Source organism: Domibacillus sp. DTU_2020_1001157_1_SI_ALB_TIR_016 (genome assembly GCF_032341995.1).
Classification (GTDB): Bacteria; Bacillota; Bacilli; order Bacillales; family Domibacillaceae; genus Domibacillus; species Domibacillus indicus_A.
The window spans coordinates 895,522-920,106 of record NZ_CP135438.1; the positions used below are offsets into that span (position 1 = coordinate 895,522).

Annotated in this window: 22 protein-coding genes, 1 rRNA gene and 1 pseudogene; 22 read left to right on the forward strand and 2 right to left on the reverse strand. The window is 45.2% G+C overall.

Features of this window, described 5'->3' with window-relative positions; genetic code table 11:
* Positions 1-58 precede the first annotated feature (58 nt).
* The 22 genes and pseudogenes from rrf to RRU94_RS04355 all read left to right on the forward strand — a co-directional run bounded on the left by rrf (position 59) and on the right by RRU94_RS04355 (position 23,047).
* Positions 59-174, forward strand: a 5S ribosomal RNA gene (rrf, locus tag RRU94_RS04250).
* Between the two features lie 468 nt (positions 175-642).
* Positions 643-1,473: an ATP-dependent sacrificial sulfur transferase LarE gene (larE, locus tag RRU94_RS04255; protein WP_315690524.1), complete on the forward strand. Its 831-nt coding sequence runs from the start codon at positions 643-645 to the stop codon at positions 1,471-1,473.
* Positions 1,474-1,621: 148 nt separating this feature from the next.
* Positions 1,622-2,374: a nickel pincer cofactor biosynthesis protein LarB gene (larB, locus tag RRU94_RS04260; protein ID WP_315690526.1), complete on the forward strand. Its 753-nt coding sequence runs from the start codon at positions 1,622-1,624 to the stop codon at positions 2,372-2,374.
* Between the two features lie 41 nt (positions 2,375-2,415).
* Positions 2,416-3,894: pseudogene (larC, locus tag RRU94_RS04265) on the forward strand (nickel pincer cofactor biosynthesis protein LarC).
* A 395-nt stretch (positions 3,895-4,289) separates the two neighbouring features.
* Positions 4,290-5,306 carry a TRAP transporter substrate-binding protein gene (locus tag RRU94_RS04270; protein WP_315690528.1) on the forward strand — a complete coding sequence of 339 codons (1,017 nt, stop codon included), beginning with the start codon at positions 4,290-4,292 and terminating at the stop codon, positions 5,304-5,306.
* A gap of 34 nt (positions 5,307-5,340) precedes the next feature.
* The gene (locus tag RRU94_RS04275; protein WP_315690530.1) at positions 5,341-5,916 is read left to right on the forward strand and encodes a TRAP transporter small permease; all 576 of its coding nucleotides are present in this window, start codon (positions 5,341-5,343) and stop codon (positions 5,914-5,916) included.
* A complete protein-coding gene (locus RRU94_RS04280) occupies positions 5,913-7,190 on the forward strand; it encodes a TRAP transporter large permease subunit (RefSeq protein WP_315690532.1) in 1,278 nt (425 codons plus the stop codon). Before RRU94_RS04275 ends, RRU94_RS04280 begins: the two co-directional genes overlap by 4 nt.
* 56 nt (positions 7,191-7,246) lie before the next feature.
* Positions 7,247-8,308 (forward strand): TRAP transporter substrate-binding protein, encoded by a 1,062-nt coding sequence (locus tag RRU94_RS04285; RefSeq protein ID WP_315690533.1) that lies wholly within the window; start codon positions 7,247-7,249, stop codon positions 8,306-8,308.
* Positions 8,309-8,336: 28 nt separating this feature from the next.
* Positions 8,337-9,584 carry a nickel pincer cofactor-dependent isomerase, group 22 gene (locus RRU94_RS04290; RefSeq protein WP_315690535.1) on the forward strand — a complete coding sequence of 416 codons (1,248 nt, stop codon included), beginning with the start codon at positions 8,337-8,339 and terminating at the stop codon, positions 9,582-9,584.
* An 18-nt stretch (positions 9,585-9,602) separates the two neighbouring features.
* Positions 9,603-11,807 (forward strand): dihydroxy-acid dehydratase domain-containing protein, encoded by a 2,205-nt coding sequence (locus RRU94_RS04295; RefSeq protein ID WP_315690537.1) that lies wholly within the window; start codon positions 9,603-9,605, stop codon positions 11,805-11,807.
* 60 nt (positions 11,808-11,867) lie between these two features.
* Positions 11,868-12,635, forward strand: a complete 768-nt coding sequence (locus RRU94_RS04300) for an IclR family transcriptional regulator (RefSeq protein ID WP_315690539.1) — start codon at positions 11,868-11,870, stop codon at positions 12,633-12,635.
* Between the two features lie 34 nt (positions 12,636-12,669).
* Positions 12,670-13,560, forward strand: a complete 891-nt coding sequence (locus RRU94_RS04305; protein ID WP_315690542.1) for a fumarylacetoacetate hydrolase family protein — start codon at positions 12,670-12,672, stop codon at positions 13,558-13,560.
* A gap of 12 nt (positions 13,561-13,572) precedes the next feature.
* Entirely contained in the window at positions 13,573-13,872 is a 300-nt protein-coding gene (locus tag RRU94_RS04310) for a UxaA family hydrolase (RefSeq protein WP_315690544.1), read from the forward strand.
* Positions 13,873-13,876: 4 nt separating this feature from the next.
* A complete protein-coding gene (locus tag RRU94_RS04315; RefSeq protein WP_315691937.1) occupies positions 13,877-15,034 on the forward strand; it encodes a UxaA family hydrolase in 1,158 nt (385 codons plus the stop codon).
* A 19-nt stretch (positions 15,035-15,053) separates the two neighbouring features.
* Entirely contained in the window at positions 15,054-16,523 is a 1,470-nt protein-coding gene (gucD, locus tag RRU94_RS04320) for an alpha-ketoglutaric semialdehyde dehydrogenase GucD (RefSeq protein WP_315690546.1), read from the forward strand.
* Between the two features lie 39 nt (positions 16,524-16,562).
* A complete protein-coding gene (dgoD, locus tag RRU94_RS04325) occupies positions 16,563-17,711 on the forward strand; it encodes a galactonate dehydratase (protein ID WP_315690548.1) in 1,149 nt (382 codons plus the stop codon).
* A gap of 12 nt (positions 17,712-17,723) precedes the next feature.
* Entirely contained in the window at positions 17,724-18,635 is a 912-nt protein-coding gene (locus RRU94_RS04330) for a dihydrodipicolinate synthase family protein (protein WP_315690549.1), read from the forward strand.
* Positions 18,632-19,582 (forward strand): U32 family peptidase, encoded by a 951-nt coding sequence (locus RRU94_RS04335; protein WP_251272940.1) that lies wholly within the window; start codon positions 18,632-18,634, stop codon positions 19,580-19,582. Before RRU94_RS04330 ends, RRU94_RS04335 begins: the two co-directional genes overlap by 4 nt.
* An 18-nt stretch (positions 19,583-19,600) precedes the next feature.
* Positions 19,601-20,560, forward strand: a complete 960-nt coding sequence (locus RRU94_RS04340) for a C-terminal binding protein (RefSeq protein ID WP_315690552.1) — start codon at positions 19,601-19,603, stop codon at positions 20,558-20,560.
* Positions 20,561-20,578: 18 nt separating this feature from the next.
* Positions 20,579-21,421, forward strand: a complete 843-nt coding sequence (locus RRU94_RS04345; protein WP_315690554.1) for a fumarylacetoacetate hydrolase family protein — start codon at positions 20,579-20,581, stop codon at positions 21,419-21,421.
* A gap of 21 nt (positions 21,422-21,442) precedes the next feature.
* Positions 21,443-22,399 carry a sugar kinase gene (locus RRU94_RS04350; protein ID WP_315690556.1) on the forward strand — a complete coding sequence of 319 codons (957 nt, stop codon included), beginning with the start codon at positions 21,443-21,445 and terminating at the stop codon, positions 22,397-22,399.
* A gap of 15 nt (positions 22,400-22,414) precedes the next feature.
* A complete protein-coding gene (locus RRU94_RS04355; protein ID WP_315690558.1) occupies positions 22,415-23,047 on the forward strand; it encodes a bifunctional 4-hydroxy-2-oxoglutarate aldolase/2-dehydro-3-deoxy-phosphogluconate aldolase in 633 nt (210 codons plus the stop codon).
* Positions 23,048-23,411: 364 nt separating this feature from the next.
* Here RRU94_RS04355 and RRU94_RS04360 read toward each other — a convergent pair whose 3' ends face one another.
* Both RRU94_RS04360 and RRU94_RS04365 read right to left on the reverse strand, forming a co-directional pair.
* Complete coding sequence (locus RRU94_RS04360; protein ID WP_315690560.1) at positions 23,412-23,897, reverse strand: DUF4188 domain-containing protein; 486 nt, start codon at positions 23,895-23,897, stop codon at positions 23,412-23,414.
* The gene (locus RRU94_RS04365) at positions 23,897-24,454 is read right to left on the reverse strand and encodes a PadR family transcriptional regulator (protein ID WP_315690562.1); all 558 of its coding nucleotides are present in this window, start codon (positions 24,452-24,454) and stop codon (positions 23,897-23,899) included. The genes RRU94_RS04360 and RRU94_RS04365 overlap by 1 nt, the downstream gene beginning before the upstream one ends.
* Between the last annotated feature and the right edge of the window lie 131 nt (positions 24,455-24,585).

Sequence of the window (24,585 nt, forward strand, 5' to 3'; positions counted from 1 at the left end):
GCTTTAAAAAGCCAAAGTTCTCCGTAGTGTTCCAAGAAAAAGATATTTCATTATATAGTCTGGCGGTAATAGCGAAGAGGTCACACCCGTTCCCATCCCGAACACGGCCGTTAAGCTCTTCAGCGCCGATGGTAGTTGGGGGTTTCCCTCTGTGAGAGCAGGACGCCGCCAGGCAAACAGCGAGGACAGCGAAAGCTGTCCTTTTTTGTTTTTTTAGATCGATTTTGTCCAACATAGGAGCGTCAATCCAGATTAAGGAAACATATAGGCTACTAAGTAACCACTATAGAATACAAACTTTTATCTCTTAAAAAAGTTGTCTGATTTAGTGTTGACAACCCAATCGAAGAAACAGCAAGGAGAAGATAGCATGTAAGAGATTAGATTAATAGAATATTCTCATCCTGCTAGTAGAAAAATATTATTTTTAAAGGAAAAAGAAGAACGGATGGAGAACTATTTTGTAATATAAGCGAAAAGAAAGCAGTTTGATGGCAGTTAATGTAGTCAAGTCAGTTGTCTGCAAAAAAAGTAAGCGCTATCAAAAAAAGACTTTGGGATGTAAGCCTGTCTCGTAAAGAGGACGCTCGCTTAGATGGAAGATGTAAGAGTGTAACAATTTAAGAGGAAGGATGAACAAAGATGGCAGAAGAAAAATACAAAAAGCTGCAAGAAATTCTTCAAGAAATGCAATCAGTCGTTGTCGCTTTTTCAGGTGGTGTGGACAGCACCTTCTTGTTAAAAGCTGCCGTCGACACGCTAGGCAAAGAAAATGTGCTCGCAGTTACAGCAGATTCAGAAACATATCCATCCAGTGAATTAAAAGAAGCACAAGCACTTGCTGCACAAATTGGCGCGTCTCATCTTGTTATTGAAACATCAGAGCTCGCCATTCCAGGCTACACAGAAAATAATCAAAGCCGCTGCTATTTTTGCAAAAGCAGTTTGTTTGACCACTTAATTCCGGTTTTAGAGGATCGAGGTTTTCAAAACATTGTCTACGGGGTCATTGCTGATGATATGAATGAATTTCGACCGGGCATGAAGGCAGCAAAAGAAAAAGGAATCCGCGGCCCGCTGCAGGAAGCCAATTTGTTTAAGGAAGAAATTCGCCGTTTGTCACAACAGTTTCATCTGCCAACCTGGGATAAGCCGTCTTTCGCCTGCTTGTCTTCAAGGATTGCTTATGGGGAAGAGATCACAAAAGAAAAATTAACAAAAGTAGAGAGAGCAGAAGCATACTTAAAGTCACTTTCGATCCGCCAGGTGCGTGTCCGTACACATGGAGAAATAGCCCGGATTGAAGTAGAGCCTGCCGATATTGCCCTTATACTCGAATATCACGCGGCAATTGATAAACGTCTGAAACAGTTTGGCTATAAATACGTATCACTTGACCTCGCCGGCTACAGGAGCGGCAGTATGAATCAGTCATTAAAGAAGGAAGAAACGGAATGGCTGAAAAGCGTGTAATAAGGCTTGATACCAAACAGCAGCGATAGATTTGGCCAGAACAAAATACATAATCAAAAGCTGCTATACACATGACTCAGCATGCACCCAATTGGATATTTCCGGGTAAAAGATGCTGAAATATTTTAGATAAAAGCAGGTGGAAAACGTGATTGATGATATTTTAGCGCGTGTGGAAAGCGGAACATTAACCGCTGCTGAAGCAAAAGAAAAATTGGCTTCTTATGAAGATCTCGGTTTTGTAAAAATTGATCATCATCGGCATAAACGACAGGGAGTTCCGGAGATCATTTTTGGGGAAGGAAAAACGGCTGAGCAAATTTTGGCGATTATCAAGTCGTTGAAAGGGCGCGGTCATGAAGTACTTGCTACGCGTGTTTCCGAGGAAAAAGCAGTGTTTATTTTAAATGAACTGCCGGATCTATCGTATAACAAAATCGCTCAAACATTGTCCTTCGTAACAAAGAAGCCATCTGGAGAAGGTTTTATCGCTATTATATGTGCGGGTACGTCAGACCTGCCAGTCGCAGAAGAAGCAGCGGTTACAGCAGAGACGCTCGGTGTACCGGTACGCCGTTTTTATGATGTGGGCGTGGCGGGGCTTCACCGGCTGCTTGATCATATTAGCGAGATACGCGAGGCAGCTGTTTCGGTCTGTGTGGCCGGCATGGAAGGCGCACTTCCAAGCGTGCTGGGCGGCCTTGTTGAAAATCCGATTATTGCTGTACCGACCAGCATTGGATATGGAGCTAACTTTAATGGATTATCTGCACTGCTGTCGATGCTAAATTCCTGTGCATCCGGAGTAAGTGTGGTAAATATCGATAATGGTTTTGGAGCAGCTTACAACGCGGTGCTGATTCACCGTCTTGCATATAACAACAAAGGAGAAACAACATGACAATATTATACTTTGACTGTTTTTCAGGGATTAGCGGCGATATGGTTATTGGTGCTCTTTTAGATGCTGGCGCCGATTTGGCTCAAATGGAGGAAGAACTAAAAAAACTGAACATGGAAGGTGAATATACACTTTCAAAAAAAACTGTAAACAAAAATGGCATTACCGCTGTTAAATTTGATGTAGAGCTGAATCAAGAAGAAAAGAATGGTCATCATGATCACGGCCACAGCCATAGCCATGCACATGACCATCATGATCACAGCCACAGCCATAGCCATGCACATGACCATCATGATCACGGCCACAGCCATAGCCATGCACATGACCATCATGATCACAGCCACAGCCATAGCCATGCACATGACCATCATGATCACAGCCACAGCCATAGCCACGCACATGACCATCACGATCACGGCCACAGCCACAGCCATAGTCATGCACATGACCATCATGATCACAGCCATAGCCATGGTCACTCACATGATGAGCACAGTCATAGTCATTTGCATGACCATCACCACCGTGCGTATAAACAAATCGCTGATATGATTGAAGCAGCCGGATTCAACAAAGCGGTTACAAATACAGCTCTGTCCATTTTTAAAAAGATCGGCGAAGCGGAGGGAAAGATTCATGGTCTGCCGCTTGAGCGTGTCCATTTTCATGAGGTGGGCGCTGTTGATTCCATCATCGACATCGTTGGGGCAGCCATTTTGATTGATCAGCTCGGTATCACCAAGATTTATTGTTCTTCGATCCCGACTGGAAGCGGCCATATTCACATTGATCACGGGACATATCCGGTTCCCGCACCCGCAACACTGGAAATCCTAAAAGGTGTCCCTATTGCACGGACAGCGGTTAAAGGCGAGCTTGCAACACCGACTGGCGCAGCAATTGCGGCTGTATTAGCTGACTCATTTGGCACAATGCCATCTATGACGGTTGAAAAAATCGGCTATGGTGCCGGTACGAAAACATTTAAAGACCGTCCAAATGTGTTGAGAGTAGTTATTGGAAAGGAATGAACAAGTGTGAACAGTCACCGTCCGCCGAATCAAGAGCATAAAGACAGCGGTATGATCAAAATGGAAGTTAACTTAGATGACATATCAGGAGAATGGCTTGGCTATGTTATGGATGTATTATTGGAAGCAGGCGCCAACGATGTATTTTACACACCGATTTACATGAAGAAAAACCGTCCTGGTGTGCTTCTTCAGGTTCTTTGTGCTGCCCAGGAGGCTGCTGAAATGGAAGCTATTTTATTTCGTGAAACGACGACTCTTGGCGTTCGTTATTATCCGCTTACTGTCCACCGTCTGGAAAGGCAGTTTATCCAGCTGGAAACGAAATGGGGACTGGTTACGGTTAAATATGGCCTTATGGATGGGGACATTGTGCAGCGTGCTCCAGAGTATGAAGAGTGTAAAGCGATTGCTGTGAAATGGAAGGTGCCATTAAAGGATGTGTATACAGAAGTCTGGAAGCATTTAGAGAGTAAACGGACCTGAATGTCCTTGTTTTCAAAGAAGAGATTGATCAATCGCAAGCAAAGAAGAGAAGTCATGACTGTATTTTAAGATAATTACATTCCTTCATGATTAAACAGAAAAATAAGTTGTCAAAATAGTTTAAAAATGTATTGACACCCATTAAATGAGGTAGTTATAATCAGCTTAGGTTATAAATTATAAAACATTGTTCTATAATGTAAAACAAACTTGAAGCTGTTTCTTTTCAAGTTATTTTTTACAGTCCCTATGTAAGCGCTTCAAATTTGGTTAGCAGGAAAGGAATAAACAGAAAACTTTTCTCACCAAATATGAGAACGTAGTTTTATATTATAAAACTACTTGCGGCGAGAGGTTCCAGAAATAAAAAAATAAGCCAATTCAGGGAGGACAAAATGAAAAAAACGTTTCTTGGTGTGCTAGCTGCTTCTGTGACAAGTGCAATGATTCTTGCAGGATGTAACGGTTCCGAGGAAGCTGCTTCAGGAGGAGGGCAGACAAAAACGATTAAAGTAGCTAATTACTTTGCAGAAGACCATCCACAAAATATTGCATTAAAAGAAAAATTTAAAACGATGGTAGAAGAAGAGAGTGGAGGTCAATTAAAAGTACAGATTTACGCAAACAGTACGCTGGGAGCTGAAAAAGAATTTTATGACGGTGTCCGAAACGGAACGATCGAAATGGGCATTCCAGGCTTAATTATGCAGGCAGATATTCCAAAGATGGGTGTTCCTGAATGGCCGTTTTTATTTAGAGACTTCGAGCATGTAAAGAATGTATTAAATGGTCCGATCGGTGAAGAAATAACCGCTGATTTAGAACCGAAACATGGAGTTACTCCACTTGCATGGAGTGCAAATGGATTTAGAATGTTCTCAAGCAACCGCACGATCGAAAGCATGGAAGATTTTGACGGACTCCGTCTCAGAATGCCGAACATTCCAAACTATATTAAACTAGGTGAATCGCTTGGGGCAAACGTAAGTCCATTGCCTATTTCTGAAGTATTTACAGCACTTGAACAAAATGTAGTAGATGCTCAAGATAATCCAATCGCTACTTTGAGAAATTCAGCATACTACGAAGTTCAAAGTGATGTACTAGAATCAAAGCACATGTTCAGCCCTAATATATACATTATTAACACTAAATTCTTTAACAGCTTGACAGAAGAACAGCAGGATATTATTCAAAACGCTGCCAAAGAAGCTGCTGAATATGAGTTTGACTTGCTGGAAAAAAGCTATGAAGAAGATAAAAAGTTCCTTCAAGAAAATGGCATAAAATTCACGACGCCAGATGAAAAGTTTGCAAAAGAAATGGAAGAAGCAGCGAAGCCTGTATATGATGATGTTTTCAAAGAAAATGAGTGGGCAGAAGAGCTGGTTGAAAAAATTAAAGCAGAATAAGTAAGCGCTTTAATAAGGAGGGTGAAGAAATAAGATGAATAAAATATCGAGGTCCCTAGAAAACACTTTGAACATTATCATGGCCCTTGCTCTGGCGGTGATGGTCGTTCTCGTATTCGGCAACGTAGTTCTTCGCTACCTTTTCAATTCAGGTATTACCTGGTCAGAAGAAATGTCGCGGTACCTTTTTATTTGGCTGACGTTCCTCGGTGCCATTGGCGCTTTTAAAAACAAAGAACATTTAGGCGTAGATATGCTGATTAAGCGGCTTCCTACTAAGATGAAAAAAGTCGTCATCGTGATCAGTGATTTACTGATATTACTCGTCCTTTACCTTGTCCTTGACGGCAGCTGGAAGATGACGATGATTAACATTGACAGTAAGGCGCCGGCTACAGGCCTGCCGCTGGCTTTTGTATATGGGACAGGCATTTTAGTCAGTATTTCTATGGGACTCATGACCATTTATAACTTGTATCAGGTGATGTTTAACAAGATTAAAGATGAGGATTTAGTTAAGATTAGTGATTCAGAAGAATTGATTGCTCTTCACGAAGAGGAATTTGTGACAGACGACATCATGATAAGCAAGGAGGAGAAAAAGGCATGATCGGTGTATTTGTCGGATCTTTACTCGGTGCAATGGCATTAGGAATGCCGATTGCCTTTGCCTTGCTTGTAAGCAGCGTTATCTTAATGTACGCCCTTGGTATTTTTGACAGCCAGATTATCGCGCAGAACCTCATCAGCGGCGCGGATAACTTTCCTCTGATGGCGATTCCGTTCTTTATGCTGGCGGGAGAGTTAATGAATCAAGGAGGACTGTCACGGCGGATCGTTGAAATGGCTATGACACTGGTTGGCCATATTCGCGGAGGCCTTGGCTATGTAGCTATCATTGCGGCTTTATTATTTGCGAGTATTTCCGGTTCAGCTGTAGCCGATACAGCTGCCCTGGGTGCCGTCTTAATTCCGATTATGGCTAAAGCCGGCTATAACGTAAATCGTTCGAGCGGACTGATTGCTACAGGGGGAATTATTGCCCCGGTTCTGCCGCCAAGTATTGGTTTTATCATTTTCGGTGTGGCAAGCGGTGTGTCGATTACCCAGCTGTTTATGGCGGGAATTGTGCCCGGCTTATTAATGGCTCTCGGCCTGGTGATTACATGGGCGATTGTGGCCCGCAAGGATAAGGTAGAAGTGCAGCCCCGTGCATCGGCTAAAGAGATGCTTGCAGCACTCCGCCATGGAATTTGGGCCCTGTTCCTTCCAATTATTATCATTGCAGGATTGAAATTTGGTATCTTTACACCGACGGAAGCGGCGGTTGTAGCCGCTGTATACGCACTATTTGTCGGTCTTGTTGTATACCGTGAATTGAAAGTGAAAGACTTATTCAACGTATTTGTTCATGCAGGCAAGATGACCAGTGTTGTCATGTTTCTTGTGGCAGCCGCACTCGTTTCCTCCTGGCTGATCACGGTGGCTAACCTGCCTGGCGCAGTTATTGGAATGTTAGAGCCGTTCCTGGACAAACCGCTCCTTCTGCTCATTATGATTAACCTTCTGGTGATCGTAGTTGGAACCGCCATGGATATGACGCCGACGATTCTAATTTTAACCCCTGTTTTAATGCCGATTATTGACGCAGCAGGCATTGATCCTGTTTACTTCGGTGTCCTGTTTATTTTAAATAACGCGATCGGACTGCTTACGCCGCCAGTTGGAACGGTCTTAAATGTCATGTGCGGAATAAGTAAAATTAGTTTAGAAGATTTGATGAAAGGCATCTGGCCTTTCCTGCTTGTAGAAGTCATTATCTTAATTTTGTTAATTCTGTTCCCTTCATTAGTATTAGTCCCTCTTGAATGGTTTACATCTTAAGAGGAAGAAAACAATAATTAGGCTTAAATACACTTATTAACAATAGTTTAGGAGGAATGAGGATGAATACTTGGCTGAAACGTTTGGCTGCTGGCGTTGTACTGCCGGGAGTTTTACTACTCGGAGCCTGTAGCGATGGTGGAGGGAATGCCACCAAAACTGGAAGCGCTTCAACGGAAGGCATTCAGGAAAGAACGATTAAAGCAGGAATTGGAAACAGTGAAAAACACCCCCAGGGACAGGGAATGGTCAAGTTCAAAGAACTGGTTGAAGAAAAAAGCGGCGGGAAAATGAAGGTCCAAAACTTTTTTGATGCTACGCTCGGCGATGATCAAAAAATGACAGAAGCACTTCAAGCCGGCATGCAGGAAGTAACGGTTCCATCCACTTCACCGCTTGTCGGAACGATCAAGGAATTTGGGATTTATGACTTCCCGTTTGTTTTCAATAATGAAGAAGAAGCGTACGCAGTCCTTGACGGTGCGGTCGGCCAAAAACTTTTGGATAAATTGCCGGAGCATGATTTAGTCGGTCTTGGTTACTGGGAAAACGGCTTCCGGAATTTAACGAACAGCAAACACCCAGTGGAAACAGCTGCTGATTTTAAGGGCCTTAAAATTCGCACCATGCAAAATGAAGTGCACTTAGATGCTTTTTCAAAATTAGGGGCGAATCCATCACCGATGGCTTTCTCCGAAGTGTTTACTGCGCTGGAAACAGGCACTGTAGATGGCCAGGAGAATCCGCTCGCAACCATCCAAACACAAAAATATTATGAAGTACAAGACTATTTGAGTATTACAAAACACGTTTACACACCGTTTGTTTTCCTTGTCAGCAAAAAGTTCTGGGATGGCTTGTCGGAAGAAGAACAAAAAATTATGAGCGAGGCAGCACAAGAAGCGGGCAAATATCAGCGTGAATTGAATCAAAAAGAAAATGAAAAAGCCCTAAAAACTTTAAAAGAAGAAGGAATGAAAATCAACGAGGTAACACCAGAAGAAATGGAAAAAATGAAAGAAATCATTCAGCCGGTAACAGATGAATATGCCCAAAAGTTTGGTGCTGATCTTGTAGACGAAATGATGGCCGAAGTTGAAAAAGTGCGCGGTAAATAATCCAGCGCTTCAGTAAGGAGATCAAACAATGGATATTATTGCAGAGCTTTTACGAGACATCCAATTACCAAAAATGGTGAAAGTAAAACAGAAATTTCATGCACCCGAACTCGCTGATACAGCGGGTGAGGTGCATGAAGCCATAAAGAAAGCAAATGTTTTATCAAGGATTTCAAAAGGAGACCGTGTAGCCATTGCTGTAGGCAGCAGAGGGGTCGCGGATCTTCCTATACTCGTCAGAGAAACGGCAGCGGCTGTAAAAAAAGCAGGCGGGGAGCCATTTATCGTACCGGCAATGGGAAGCCATGGGGGAGCCACAGCGGAAGGACAAATTGATGTGCTGCTTCAGCTGGGGGTTACGGAAGAAGCGGTTGGGGCACCGATACATTCTTCAATGGAAGTAGAAAAACTCGGCGAATTGCCGAACGGGCTTCCTGTTTATATGGACAAGCTTGCTTTTGAAGCAGACAAGATTATCGTGATCAACAGGATCAAGCCACATACGGCTTTTCGCGGGCCTGTGGAAAGCGGCTTAATGAAAATGATCACCATCGGTCTCGGTAAACAAAAAGGAGCCGAAGCTGCACATGCATACAGCTTTAAATACATGGCTGAACATGTTCCGGAAATGGCGAAAATCTCTTTGGCGAAAGCACCGATCATTTTCGGTTTAGCCACACTGGAAAATGCTTACGACAGGCCGGCCAAAATTGTCGCAGTACCGGCAGAAGATTTGGAAAAAGCAGAGCCGGATTTGCTGCTGGAAGCCAAATCCCTTATGCCAAAAATTCACTTCAATAAGTTTGATGTGCTCATAGTAAATGAGCTTGGCAAGGACATTTCAGGTGATGGAATGGATCCGAATATTACCGGCAATTTTGCCACGCCATATGCATCGGGCGGTCCCGATATAGCGCGGACTGTCGTTCTCGGATTGACAGAGAAAACGCATGGCAATGCCAACGGAATTGGGATGGCCCATATGACAACAAAAGAAGTCGTTGATCAAATTGCCTGGGAAAAAGGGTATGCCAATGCTCTTACCAGTACTGTTATTGAAGTAATTAAGCTGCCGATGGTGTTAGCAACGAAAGAGCTGGCGGTAAAAGCAGCGATCAAAACCTGCAATGCCTTTGATTTATCGAAAGTACGGCTTGTCCGGATTCAAAATACGTTAGAAATCGGTGAAATATGGATTTCAGAAAGCATGATTGAGGAAGCGGAACAAAATCCCAACCTGGAAATCATCTCATCGTTAGAGCCGCTTTCACTTTAAAAAAGGAGGAGCACGCGTATGACCGACTTATATCCATTGATTGAAAATGACATTAACCCGTATCGGGATAATGTGCAGGGAAAAGCAAACGAACCGATTACAGTCGCCGGGCTGCTTGATCGGTCAAAGCAGGTGCTCGGTTCTACATACGAAGGAGGAAAACCGGACTGGACGCTGGAAGAAATTTATATGCGTTTAGAAAAAAATGCTCCACGCATCGCGATTATTGGCGGTTCGTCTGATCACCCGGCTCATATTATGGATTATCAAACATCAGCGAGAGCGGCGATTCGCATTTGGCAAAACGGCGGTGTGCCATTTTATTTTTCAACACCGGTTATGTGTGATGGAACAGCTCAAAGCAATCAAGGGATGAGTTATTCTCTGCAAAGCCGGAACGCGGTTGCCCAGATGGTTGTCAATCAGCTTGAAGCCCACAGTTATCATGGCGCATTCGTGATCCAGGGGTGTGATAAGCAGCCACTTGGAGTGGTCAGCGCATTAGCCCACGTCGACCGCGTTCGCCGTGAGCGTGGAGAAGCCCCATTTTTTGCAACGTTTGCACCGGCTCATGTATTGGAAGGCGGGTCCATACCGGATGATGTAATTGAAGAATTGGAGGCGCTGGCCCGGAAAGCAGAAGAAGAAGGAGCAGCAGACGTAGCGCTCGATTTGCGCGATACAATGGCTTATATTCTGCAATGCTCATCTAACACAGCATTTCAAGGTGTGTTCGAGCGGGCGTACGAACGGGGCATTTTAACGAAAGAGCAGCATAAATATTTTGAAATGCGGCTCGCGGTCGCAACATGTGATGGGCAGGGCGGTGTGTGTGCTTTTAACGGAACAGGCAACAGCTCGCGGCACTTAGTGGCAGGATTGGGTCTCATTCATCCGGCGGTAGAATTGCTAACCGATCCGCCAACCCAGCGCCAGATCAATTCCGTGCTCGACAGCTTTGCTCACATGATTAATAAAGAAGAATACGGTGTGGCCAACATTGTCGGTGCCAACATTAAAAATGCGATTCGGATTCACAGCGCGTCCGGCGGCTCGACAAACTTAATGATGCATATGGTCGCAGGCATGCTGTATGCAGGATACAAATTCAGCCTTTGGGATGTAGATCGTATCCATCACGAGCATCCGATTCCAGACTTATTTGATTATAGTCTGACAGAAGGGCGCGACATTTATTCACTTGCCACGCAGTGCTGCAGCGGAACAAGCAGAGGAATGGAAACACTGTTTTACGAATTGCTTGAGCATGGCGTACCGATGGATCAGGATGTGCCGACTGTCGCCGCTAAAACATGGCGGGAGCGGCTGGTCATTACCCGCAGTCTGCAGGCAGCCAATGTAAAAGAAAACCCGGTCATTTTGTCGACACCGCGCCGCAGCTTCAGCGGGGTGGATGTGCTGCAAGGCAACTTCTTTGAAAGTGCCGTTGTAAAGATCAGCGGAATGTCAACGCCACAGCTTGATTTGTTTGATGATAAGCTTGCTTTTGTGCTCTACTATGAAAACGAGGATGATGCGAATAAAAGCCTGCTTGATACAGAGCTTTTGTCTACCATCCGCGACCAGCAGTTATTCGCTCATGATCGGCTGATTGCTTCCTTGAAGTATAACAGCAAAGAAAATTGGCAGGATCATCAAAACAAGCCATATGACGAGCTGTTTGATTATATGGCAGAGGAAGGAATCTTAAAAATCAGCGTTATCATTGCCGGGCAGGGACCAGTCGCATTCGGGATGCCGGAAATGTTTACGCCAATGCAGCACATCAATGCAAGCCGCGTCATGAAAAAACTGGCTACTATTATAAGTGACGGCAGGTATTCAGGTGTCACTTACGGGGCGGCAATTGGGCATATGACGCCTGAAGCATATGAAGGCGGCGGGATTGGCCTTTTGCAGACGGGTGATATGGTTCATCTGCAGCTTCGCAAAAGACGCATTGACTTTGTGCAGGTGGACAAGCTGTTACAAGGTGAAATTGTCCACTCATTTGAGGAAGAACTAAAACAGCAGCGGGCAAGCTTAGCGGCAGAGCGAAAACAGCGCATGAAAGTAAGACAGAAAATGGTCGCGGCCAGCAATCGAATGTATGGTCATACCGATGCCGCAAACGGCGTTGTACCTCTTGCAGTAGTGGAAGATGCAGTTCACGATTACGAGAAAGATATTCTGCTGTTTGAACAAAACATTACAGCGAAATAAAAAGTGCGGGCTCGTCAAAAATCCGGTAAACTAAAACAAACAACAACGGGAGTGAGCAAGATGCCGATTATCCAGTCAGTGGAGAGAGCATTGAAAATATTGGATTTATTTGACGAGCGCGATCGCGAGTTAACGATTACAGAAATCAGCAAAAGAATGAACCTGCATAAAAGCACTGTTCATTCTCTGCTGAAAACGCTTCAAGTACAGCGCTATATTAAGCAGGATGATGAAACAGGAAAGTATTCGCTAGGTTTAAAGCTTTTTGAGCGAGGCAGTTTAGTCATTGGACACTTGGATGTAAGAAACGTTGCCAGAAAGCATCTGGAAGAACTTTCAGAAGCAACAAATTTGGCGGTTCACCTTGTGGTACTGGACGGGCAAGAGGGCGTTTACATTGACAAAGTAGAAGGCAGCGGCGTAACCGTCCTGTACTCGAAAGTCGGGCGGAGAGTCCCGCTTCACACGAGTGCAGTCGGCAAAACACTTGTTGCGACAAAATCAGACGAAGAGCTGAATCAGCTGCTTGAAGGCTATAAATATACAACACCGACGGAAAAATCGATCCGGTCCAAAGAAGAATTTTTATCTGTTATTGAGCAGGCCCGAATTGCTGGTTATTCAGTAGACAATGAAGAAAACGAGCCGGGGATCTTTTGTATGGCGGTTCCAGTCAAAGATTACTCAGGAAAAGTCATTGCCGCTATTTCCATGTCGATGCCTTCTTCCAAAATGAAAGAGGAAGTGCAGGGAAGATATGTGGAAATGTTAAAAGGATGTGCCTCAAAAATTTCTCAAGCGCTTGGCTATGAATATCAAAAAATATAAACGGTGATGGTTCATCACATAGGAGGATATAACAATGAGAGTTATTCGCTATATGAATGGAAACCAAAAACAGCTGGCTGTTGTGACCGAAGAAAACCAAGCAGTGGATTTGCCATACGCAGACTTTATGGCACTTGTGGCCACTGCTCGTTCAAATAATAAAACAGTATTTGATATTATAAAACAATCAAGCCTGGAAGGAGAAGGAAAAGCAATCGATTCACTTGTTCTGACCACACCAATCGATGCCCCGGAAGTATGGGCTTCGGGTGTCACATACAAAAAAAGCAAAGAAGCACGCAATTACGAAGCGACACAAGGAAAGCTTGACCGCGAAACGTTTTACGACAAAGTGTATGATGCAGAGCGGCCGGAGATTTTTTTCAAATCAACGGCTGCCCGTACAGTCGGACCGAACGATCCAGTGTACCTTCGTTCAGATTCTAATTGGCAGATCCCAGAGCCGGAGCTGGGCCTGGTACTCGATAAAGAAGGAAACGTACTCGGCTATACGGTCGGCAATGATATGAGCTGTCGTGACATAGAAGGAGAAAATCCGCTTTATTTGCCGCAAGCAAAAATGTGGAAAAATTCCTGCTCCATCGGACCGGCGATTTTATTAAAAGAAGCCGTGAGAGATCCATATGAATTGCAAATTATTTGCAGAATTTTCAGAAACGACGAAAAAGTATTTGAAGGCTCTGCTCACGTAAACCAGCTGAAGAGAACCTTGGATGAACTCGTTCAATATTTAGTGCGTGATAACGAGGTATTCGATGGAACGGTTCTTTTGACAGGTACATGTGTGGTGCCGCCAAATGAATTTACACTGCAGGACCAGGATCAAATCGAAATCGAAATTCCAGGTATCGGCGTTCTGATCAACCCGGTGAAGCAAAGTGAAACAGCGGTCCAAGTAAACTAAAGAGGTGTCGGCATGAGCGGATACAAAACGTTATATTTGAGCAGCAAAGACAGTGTGGCAGTTGCACTCGATGAGATTCCTGCACATACAGAGGTGACTGTGAAGACAGATGGCGAAGAACGCTCCCTGACTCTTACAGAGCCGATCCGGTTCGGCCATAAATTTGCGGTCAAACCCATCCGGCAGGGGGAGGACATTATTAAATACGGAGAAGTGATTGGAGCAGCCGTCACAGATATTCCAGCGGGCGCCCATGTTCACATACACAACCTGGAAGGGAAACGGGGAAGAGGTGACAAAATTGCCAACTGAAAAAATGCAGTTTTGGGGATACCGCCGTCCGGATGGACGCGTCGGTGTCCGCAATCATGTTCTCATTTTACCGACCATTACATGCGCAACACAGACCGCTCAGCGCGTAACCGAGCTCGTCAGCGGAACCGTCACTTTTATCCATCAGCACGGCTGCGCACAGGTGGGAACCGACTATGATCAAACAGCTAGAACGTATGCGGGCATGGGCATGAACCCAAATGTATACGGTGTCATTGTGCTTGGACTTGGCTGCGAAACCCATCAGGCTCACCGGATTGGCGATGAAATTGCAAAATGCGGCAAGCCGGTCCAAACGGTTTCGATCCAGGAGCATGGCGGCACGCTTCAAACGATTGCAGAAGTAGCCAAAATTGCGGTGAAAATGGTCCAGGATGCCTCTATGGTTCAGCGTGAGCTGTGCGATTTCAGTGAGCTGATAATCGGAACAGAATGCGGAGGCTCAGATGCATGTTCAGGTCTTTCGGCGAATCCCGCTGTTGGGCGCACGAGCGATATGATTGTAGAGCAGGGTGGTACGGCTATTCTTGCGGAGACAACAGAATTAATCGGTGCTGAACATTTGCTTGCGAACCGGGCAGCGAATGATCAAGTAGCGAAGAAAGCATATGCCGTCATTAAAATGATGGAAAACCGCTCGATTGAAATGGGTGTAGATATTCGGACCGGTAACCCGAGCCCTGGCAATATTGAGGGCGGCCTCAGCTCCTTAGAGGAAAAGTCACTGGGCGCCGCGACTAAATCCGGTACCACAAGGCTGGAGGAAGTCATTGATTATGCACAGCAGCCAACAAAAAAAGGGCTTGTCTGGATGGATACACCAGGGCATGACATTGAACAGCTGACCGGGATGGTGGCAGGCGGCGCCCAAGTTGTGCTGTTTACGAGCGGGCGCGGCACCCCAACCGGTTCGCCGATTGCGCCGGTTATCAAAATTTCAACCAATACACCTATGTTTGAACGAATGAATGAAAACATGGATTTAAATGCCGGCACAATTGTAGACGGGAAAGAAACCGTTGCAGAGGTTGGCACACGGATTATGAATGAGATTCAATCTGTATCAAACGGGAAGCTGACAAAGTCAGAAATCCTGAAGCAGCATGATTTTGGTATTTGGCGGATTGGCCCAACATTTTAACCCAAAGGAGAGCGAAACGATGACAGTAACTACATTTGAAACGAAAACCTATCAAAACTTTATTAATAACGAATGGACAGCCAGTTCTTCTGATGAAACGATTGAAAGCATTAACCCGGCAACAAAAGAAGTTGTGGGACTTGTACAAAAGTCAACCGAAGAGGATTTGAATAAAGCGGTTCAAGCAGCGCACGAGGCGAAAAAAGCATGGCGGCGGATCGGTCAGGCAGCGCGCGGGCAGTTTTTGTTCAAAGCAGCGAATATTTTAGAAGAAAATCTCGATCATATTGCGGAAACAATGACACGTGAAATGGGTAAAACCCTTCCGGAAGCAAAAGGTGAAACAGCACGCGGTATAGCGATTTTGCGTTACTACGCGGGCGAAGGAATGAGAAAAGAAGGGGATGTGATTCCTTCATCGGATAAAGATGCGCTTATGTTTACAAAGCGTACGCCGCTGGGTGTCGTTGGAGTGATTACACCTTGGAACTTCCCAGTTGCCATTCCGATTTGGAAATTTGCACCGGCTCTCGTTTATGGAAATACGATCGTTTGGAAGCCAGCAACAGAAGGCGCGGTAACAGCAGCGAAAGTTGCTGAGTGCTTTGTCGAAGCGGGATTGCCAGAAGGTGTGTTTAATTTTATTACTGGTTCCGGTTCAGTGATTGGACAAGGGCTGATTGACCATCCTCTTTTAAATGCCATCACGTTTACCGGTTCAGAAAATGTCGGGCAGAATGTGGCAAAATCAGCGGCCGCCCGCGGCATTAAGTTCCAGCTTGAAATGGGCGGGAAAAACCCGGTGATCGTGACGAAAGATGCCAACATTGACCAGGCGGTAGAAGCTGTAATCAGCGGCGGGTTCCGTTCTTCAGGCCAGAAATGCACAGCATCGAGCCGGGTTATTGTAGAAGAAGCGGTCTATGATGAGTTCAAAGAAAAACTTGTGGAAGCGGCTGAAAAAATTACAGTCGGGAACGGCCTGCAAGAAGGAATCTGGATGGGGCCGTGTGCAAGTGAAAGCCAGTTTAATACGGTAACAGAAAGCATCGAAAAAGGCCAACAGGAAGGAGCTACGTTGATTCACGGCGGTGAAGTGCTGACAGGCGGTGAATATGATAACGGATTTTTTGTTACACCGGCCATTTTCGAAAATGTAACAACAGATATGGCAATTGCACAGGAAGAGATCTTTGGACCAGTCGTTGCCCTTATTAAAGCAGCTGATCTTGAAGAAGCCATCGATATGGCCAACGATACAAAATATGGACTGAGCGCGTCGATTTTTACATCGAATATCAGCTCACTGCTTGAATTTGTAGATGAAATCGAAGTAGGCCTCGTTCGGATCAATGCAGAAAGCGCCGGTGTGGAGCTGCAGGCGCCATTCGGCGGCATGAAAGCTTCAAGCTCAGGATCACGCGAGCAAGGTGAAGCGGCCAAAGAATTCTTCACTGCGATTAAAACCGTATTTATTAAAGGATCTTAAGAAAACAGCATTTCAATTTACTGTTGGATGAGGTGCGCAATGAAAATTACTAAGCTTTCACTATACAAAGTTCCACCAAGATGGCTGTTTTTAAAAATAGAAACAGATGAAGGAATCTCCGGATGGGGAGAACCGGTTGTAGAAGGGCGCGCTGAAACGGTCAAAGCGGCTGTAGAGGAACTCTCCAGCCTGCTCATCGGCCGCAATCCAAACGATATTGAAGATTTGTGGCAGACGATGTACCGCGGCGGTTTTTATAGAGGGGGCCCTATCTTAATGAGCGCGATCTCAGGTATTGAGCAGGCGCTTTGGGATATTAAAGGAAAGTACTACAACATCCCCGTTTATGAAATGCTTGGCGGCAAAGCGCGCCAGAAAATTAAAATGTATTCATGGATCGGTGGAGACCGGCCAGCAGACGTGGCGGCAGCGGCGATCGAAAAGCAAAAGCAAGGATTTCAAGCTGTGAAAATGAATGCTTCCGAAGAAATGAATTACATTGATAGTTTTTCTAAGGTGGAAAAAGTGATCGAGCGGGTCGCGTCAATTCGTGAAGCGCTTGGCAAAGACTTTGGCATCGGTGTTGATTTCCACGGCCGTATTCATAAAACAATGGCGAAAACCCTTGTCAAAGAGCTAGAGCCGTATCGTCCGATGTTTATTGAAGAGCCGGTGCTGCCAGAAAACAATGAAGCACTTCGCGACATTGCGCTTCATACAACATGCCCGATTGCAACGGGTGAGCGCATGTATACGCGATGGGGCTTTAAGCAGCTTCTCCAGGACGGATATGTCGATATTATTCAGCCGGATTTATCCCATACAGGCGGCATTTTAGAAGGGAAAAAAATTGCCGCTATGGCTGAAGCATACGATGTGGCGATTGCGCCGCATTGTCCGCTTGGTCCGATGACACTTGCCTCATCTATTCATTTAGACGCATCGACGCCGAATTTTATTATTCAAGAGCAAAGCCTTGGTATTCATTATAACGAGGGCATGGATATCTTAGACTATATAACCAATCCGGACGTCTTTCATTATGAAAACGGATACGTGAGCATCTCAGATGAGCCGGGTCTTGGCATTCATATTAATGAAGAAAAAGTCAAAGAAGCTGCAAAAACCGGCCATGACTGGAAAAATCCGATCTGGCGCCATGAAGATGGCAGCATAGCGGAATGGTAAAGGAGGAGCAAAATGACTTTTCATGGCATTGTACCACCGGTTGTCACGCTGTTTGATGAGGCGGGAAATTTAGATATTCCTTTGAATAAGCGTTATTTGGATGAGCTTTTGTCACGGAATGTAGATGGACTTCTTTTGATGGGGAGCTCTGGAGAGTTTTCTTCTCTGACGATTGAAGAGAGAAAGCTGTATGTGCGCGAGATGATCAAGCACATTAACGGACGCGTGCCGGTGATGGTCGGTGTCGGCCACTCGGCATTAAAAGAAGTGATTGAACTGGCCCGTTATGCCGAAGAGCAGGGAGCGGCCGGGGTGCTTGCAGTCAGCCCGTACTATTGGAAGCTGTCGGAAGAGCAGCTATATCGCTTTTTCTCTGCTTTAGCATCCGAAACGAGCCTGCCGGTCTTTCTTTACAATATTCCGATGCTGACCGGCCAAACGCTATCCGTCGAGCTTATTCAAAAACTCGCGGCAGCATATCCAAATATTGCGGGCATTAAAGAAACCATCAGCGATTTCGGCCATATCCGCCAGGTCATCGCTTCTGTGAAAAAAATTCGGCCTGATTTTCTCGTCTTTACCGCGTTTGATGATCACCTGCTTCCAGGCCAAATGATCGGCGCAGATGGAAGTATTAATGGAAGCGCTGTTTTTATGCCGGAGGTCTCTGTGAATTTATACAATGCCTATCAGCAGGGCGAGCTGCATGAAGCGGAACGCCAGCATCAGCGCTTATCACAATTAATGGACATTTATGCCGTCTGCCCGACTTTTTTCACAGCGATGAAAGAAGCGGTTCATCAGCGCTGGTTTGATCAGCCGGCCGGACATCGCGCGCCGTTTGATGTGTATCCAACTGATTTAACGGAAAAAACAGCTGCTATTTTAAATATAATAAACGAGAAAGAAGGGGTTCAATTATGAAAGAAACACGCGAATTTCTAGAGAGCTTAGGCTATCCATCGTCAGATCCAGGTGAGCTGCCGACATCGACCAAAACTTTTCCGGACGGTGCACAATATCGAATTGAGCTTCCAAGTGTGGAAGGGCCTGAAGCATTAAAAGCAACGCTCGCGGAAATTGACCGTCTTGGTCTGACCATTCACCGCATTTCACAGGGAAGCGGCATTATGCTGCAGACCGATGAAGAAATCAAGGAAATGTGCGAGCTGACAGCAGAACGCGGCATTGAATTAAGCCTGTTTGTCGGTCCACGCGGAACATGGGATATTAGTGCAGGGCCGCTTACTGCCGCCGGAAAAGCGCAGGCACTTCGCCATGAAGGAGCAAACCAGCTTGTATACGCGATGGAAGACTTAAAGCGCGGCGCGGCACTTGGCCTTCGCGGAGCGCTTGTTGCCGATGAAGGACTTTTGCTCCTGACGAAAGAAATGAAAAAACAAGGACAGCTGCCAGAGGATTTTGTGGTGAAAGTGTCGGTTCAAATGGGATCGGCCAACCCTGTGTCAGTGCGGCTTATGCAGGACATCGGAGCGGATACATACAACGTGCCGACCGGGTTAACGCTGTCAAAGCTCGCAGCGATTCGTCAGGCTATCGATATTCCTATTGATCTATATGTAGAAGTGCCGGACAATTTTGGCGGCTTCCTCCGCTACTATGAAATTCCGGAAATCATCCGGGTGCTCGCGCCGGTTTACATTAAATTCGGTTTGCGTAACCATCCTGATGTATATCCGTCAGGAAAGCAGTGGGAAAGCACGAATATTTCTCTTACCCAGGAGCGTGTGCGCCGTGCATCAATCGGCATTCAAATGATTGAACGGTACTGCCCGGATGCCAAAACGTCAAAGCTTGGAGCCGAGGGGCTTGGCATCGCCAAAATTGTAAAAGAAGCACCCATGAATTAAGAAAAGGAGCGGAATCACATGACTTTTAAAGTATTGCTGACGGATTATGAATTTGCCCACCTTGAGTACGAAGAGCAGGTTTTCAATGAAAGCGGTCTCGATATTCAATTTATTAAAAAACAATGCAAAACAGAAGAAGACGTCATCGAACATGCAAAAGATGCGGATGCTCTTTTAAACCAATACGCACCTATTTCAAAACGTGTAATCGACTCTCTTGAAAAAACAAAAGTTATTTCCCGATATGGTGTTGGTGTCAATACGATCGATGTCGACGCTGCCCAGGCAAAAAACATTACTGTGGCTAATGTGCCGGATTACGGAATGGAAGAGGTATCGAATCATGCGCTCGCCTTGCTGCTCTCATGGGCTCGAAAAGTGACCCTATTAAATAATGAGGTCAAGCAGGGAAATTGGGATTTTAAAGCGTGCGTGCCGATCCACCGTTTTGATAAACAAACCGTCGGCGTACTCGGCTTCGGCCGAATTCCACGCCGCTTTATTGAAAAGGTAAAACCGCTCGGGTTCCAAACTGTCGCCTATGATCCATTTGTGTCAGCCGAAGAGATGGCAGCGGCCGGCGTTCGAAAAATGGAACTGGATGAAATCATCAAAGAGTCAGATTACTTGTCTGTTCACGTTCCGCTTATCAAAGAAACCCATCATTTACTGAACGCCGAACGGTTTAGTCAAATGAAGAAAAATGCCGTAATCATTAACACAGCCCGTGGTCCAATTATTGATGAAAAAGCGCTCATTGATGCACTTGAACAGGGGATGATCGCCGGGGCTGCGCTGGATGTGACAGAAGAAGAGCCAGTCAGCAAAACAAGCCCGCTTCTTCAAATGGATAACGTCATCATTACACCGCACAGTGCCTGGTATTCAGAAGAAGCAATGGTGGAACTGCGCCGAAAAGCAGCGAAAAATATTGTGCAAGTTTTAAAAGGCGAACAAACGCCTTATGCGCTTACGTAAGAAAGGCGGAACAGAAGAATGAAATTAGCCCTGTTTTCAGCGGAAGAAAAACATCACCTCGGCGTTGTCCGGGGTGAGCACATCATCAGCTTAACGGCAATGGATCCTGAAACGTATCCACCCTGCATCAAAACATTTATCCAGCGGGGGAGCACAGTTCCTTCTCTTGAAGGACAGCCATCGTTTTCTTTAGAAGATATTGAAATTGACGTACCAATCGCTTCACCGGAAAAAATCATTTGTGTCGGCTTGAACTATATTGACCACTGCCATGAAACAGGTATGGAGCCGCCGAAATCTCCGGTTATTTTCTCGAAATACGCGAATGCGTTAACCGGTCATAACACCGCTATAGAAATACCCATTAATTCAAACGAAGTCGATTTTGAAGCGGAGCTGGCTATCGTAATCGGCAAAGAAGCAAAACATGTCTCAGAGGAAGAAGCAGAAGAATTCGTTTTTGGCTATACGATCATGAATGATGTGAGTGCTAGAGACCTGCAGTTTGCAGATGGACAGTGGTCACGAGGCAAAACAGCGGACACTTTTGCGCCGACGGGACCGTATGTGGTGACGCGTGACGAAATCGGCAATCCACACGATCTAGCTATTTCACTGACATTGAATGGCGAAACGATGCAGGATTCCAATACGAGCAATTTGATTTTTACGGTTCCACAGATCGTTTCCTTCTTATCGCAATCTATGACGCTGAAGCCGGGAGACTTAATCGCGACTGGAACACCGCCGGGCGTTGGAATGGGTCGCAGCCCAAAAGTGTGGCTGAAGGACGGAGATCAAATGGACGTAACAATCGAAAAAATTGGCACACTGTCCAATCATGTGCGAGGAAGATCATAAACAAGAAAGAAGAGGATGAACATGGATGTTGTAACCGTGGGCGAAACGATGACCCTATTTTCACCAAATGAGCACGGCCAGCTGCGCCATGCTCATTCTTTTTCTATGAAGTTTGCCGGTGCGGAATCCAATGTTGCCATCGGATTAAGCCGCCTTGGCCATAAAGCGCGCTGGATCAGCCGATTAGGTGAGGACGAATTCGGTGATGCAATGGAGATTTTTATTCGCGGGGAAGGTGTGGACGTATCGTATGTTACACGCGATGAGCAGGCGCCAACCGGTGTGTTTTTTAAAGAATTTCGCCGTCCAAATGATACGCGCGTTTATTACTATCGGAAAGATTCCGCCGCCAGCCAGCTGACGGCGGATCATATAAAGGAAGAAGCGATTAAAGGAGCCGTCTATCTACATATAACCGGTATTACACCGGCTCTCGGTGAATCGTGCCAGTCTGTCATGGACAAAGCGATTTGGCTGGCGAAAGCGAATGGGGTAAAGATTGTGTTTGATCCAAATGTGCGTCTGAAAATCTGGAAAAGTGAAGAAGAAGCACGCCGGCTGATCAAACGGTATATAGCAGAAAGCGACATTGTGCTGCCGGGTGAAGCGGAGGCCGAATTTTTATTTGGCAAAAAAGATAGAGCCGCTTATGTAGAAGCATTTCATGATCTCGGTGCAGATATTGTCCTGATGAAAGTCGGAAAAGAAGGATGTCTTGTATCGCAAAGAGGAAAAGCAGTGGAGCATGTTTCCGGGTTTTATGTGGAGAGAGTGATCGATCCAATCGGTGCAGGTGACGCGTTTGCGGCCGGCGTTTTATCAGCTTTATTGGATGGACTGTCGGTTGAGGAAGCGGCCAGGCGCGGCAATGCAATGGGTGCAATAGTGACCATGGTAAATGGAGATGTCGAAGGGCTGCCAAATCGAGCGGACCTGTTTTCTTTTATGAATGGCGGATCGGATGATGTAACGAGGTAGAAAGGAGAAACATACATGAATCAGCTCGAACGATTAAAAGAAGGTAAGCTGGTCGCAGTGATTCGCGGCGCCCAGCCGGAACAAGTGATACCAATTGCAAGGGCGCTGCAAGAAGGCGGGATTGTCTCGCTTGAAATCACAGCCGATACGCCTAAAGTGTGTTCTGTGATCGAAGGAGTAAAAGAAGCATTTGGGGACGATATCATTGTCGGAGCCGGCACGGTGCTGGACCCGGAAACCGCCCGTGCGGTCATTATGGCAGGAGCGGAATTTATTTTCTCTCCGACCGTTAATGTGGAAACAATTAAAATGGCGAAGCGCTACGGTGTAATCAGCATTCCAGGCGCACTGACGCCAACCGAAATTTTAACAGCGTATGAACATGGAGCGGATTTAATTAAAGTTTTTCCAGCCGGTGCAATGGGAGCCGGATACTTTAAAGATTTAAAAGGGCCGCTGCCGCATATCCCGCTTATGCCAACAGGTGGTATCACTCTCGATAATATAGGGGACTACTTTAAAGCCGGGGCAGCAGCAGCCGGACTGGGCAGCGCCCTTGTGAATCCTGTGAAGCTTCAAACCGAGGAATCCTATAAGGAACTGACCAAAATGGCGCAGGCTTTTTCAGAGCTAGCTGCTGGCTGGTAAGGCGTTTCTTTTGAATAAGGCACAACAGCAGACATCGCTTTTGCTCTTAAGAGCAAAAGCTTTTTTATCGGTATGCCGTTATTTTACAGAGATTATCTAGTTTCGAAGGAACAATTTTGTTCCATACACATCATTTTCCACTGAGTCATCCAAACGAAACAGCACATATGATCCTAGAGAATGAAGAATATACGGAAAGCTTTAGTAAAGTGCAATAGCGATATTTAAAAAACGGTTAGTATGCAGCATCAGGTACTAAGTGTAAAAGCAAAGTTCCAGGATACTAGGATTCATTTTTATATTTTAGGAAACATAAGAGCACCTTAACACTACTTTTGGTGCTCTTTACTATTCATTATAGGAACTACTGCATTTTGTAGGAATTCAGCCGTTTTCTGGCAGAGCTTTGTCCTGTCGTAATCGGCATATGGTTCAATGCTTTTCCTAAACCATAGTGAGGCATATTTCCATAGATCGATTCATAATCTCCATTTTTTACTTGATAGGTTTCATGATAAATTCCCACCGCGGGGTTGTTACCGACCTTTTTATTAAAGTTGGCCCATGCTGTTAAATGCTTTTCATTTTTAGCATAAGCGAGTAAGTCATCCATTGAACGCCAATATTGAATCATAGAAGTGGTTCTAAGCCCAAAATAGCTTTCCATTGATAGGAAGCCCAATTCATCCTTGTTTGTATAAAGCTCCCGAATCATTCCAGGCATCGCGTTAAATACCGGCAGCCACTTATTTAATGCGATGGGCTTGTTAATTCTCATGCCAATGATAAAAACGACAATATCTTCTGTATTCTCCGTTGTATAACGACCAGGATAAATATGCTTGCCCATCAGGAAACCCCCTCATTTAACAGCTTGTTAAGAGTATCTTCACACCAGGCAACAGCAGCTTCCGCTATCCTTTTTCCATAGTCTAATGTAAACAGCCAATACATTGCATCCTCGGATTTCTCTTTATGATTGGCAATGGCCTGTTCAATCGCTGCATACGTTTGATAACGGGTTTCTAAATCCCGTTTATAACTTTCCAGCAGTAATAGAGTTCTTTCTTTAGGCTGATGGCGGCTAAAAAATAATTTAAGTAATAGTTCATTTCGTTCAACAGGCAGTTGTTTGATGGGCTTCTCTAACCAGCTCTTTAAAGTTTCTTTTCCTTTTGGAGTGAGGTAGTACTCATTTTTATCTGGCTTTCCCGGGGTGGATGAAATCCGAACTTCTGCAAATCCCTCTTCGACAATGGATTTTAATGTCGGATATATCTGGCCATAACTAATTTTCCAGAAATGATTCAAGCTTTGATCAATAAACTGCTTAATGGCATAACCAGATTTACAGTCTGTCGTTAATATTCCTAAAATGGCGTAGGTAGTATCACTGTAACTTTTCAAATTACTCATCCTATCTAAAAGATATATATCATTTAGATATATAGTATAGAACAAATCAAAAAAATACAAGTGCTTCTTGGGAAAAATAACCGATTTGGCAAAGAGCCATATTGCTGCTTCTTTTTAGAAAA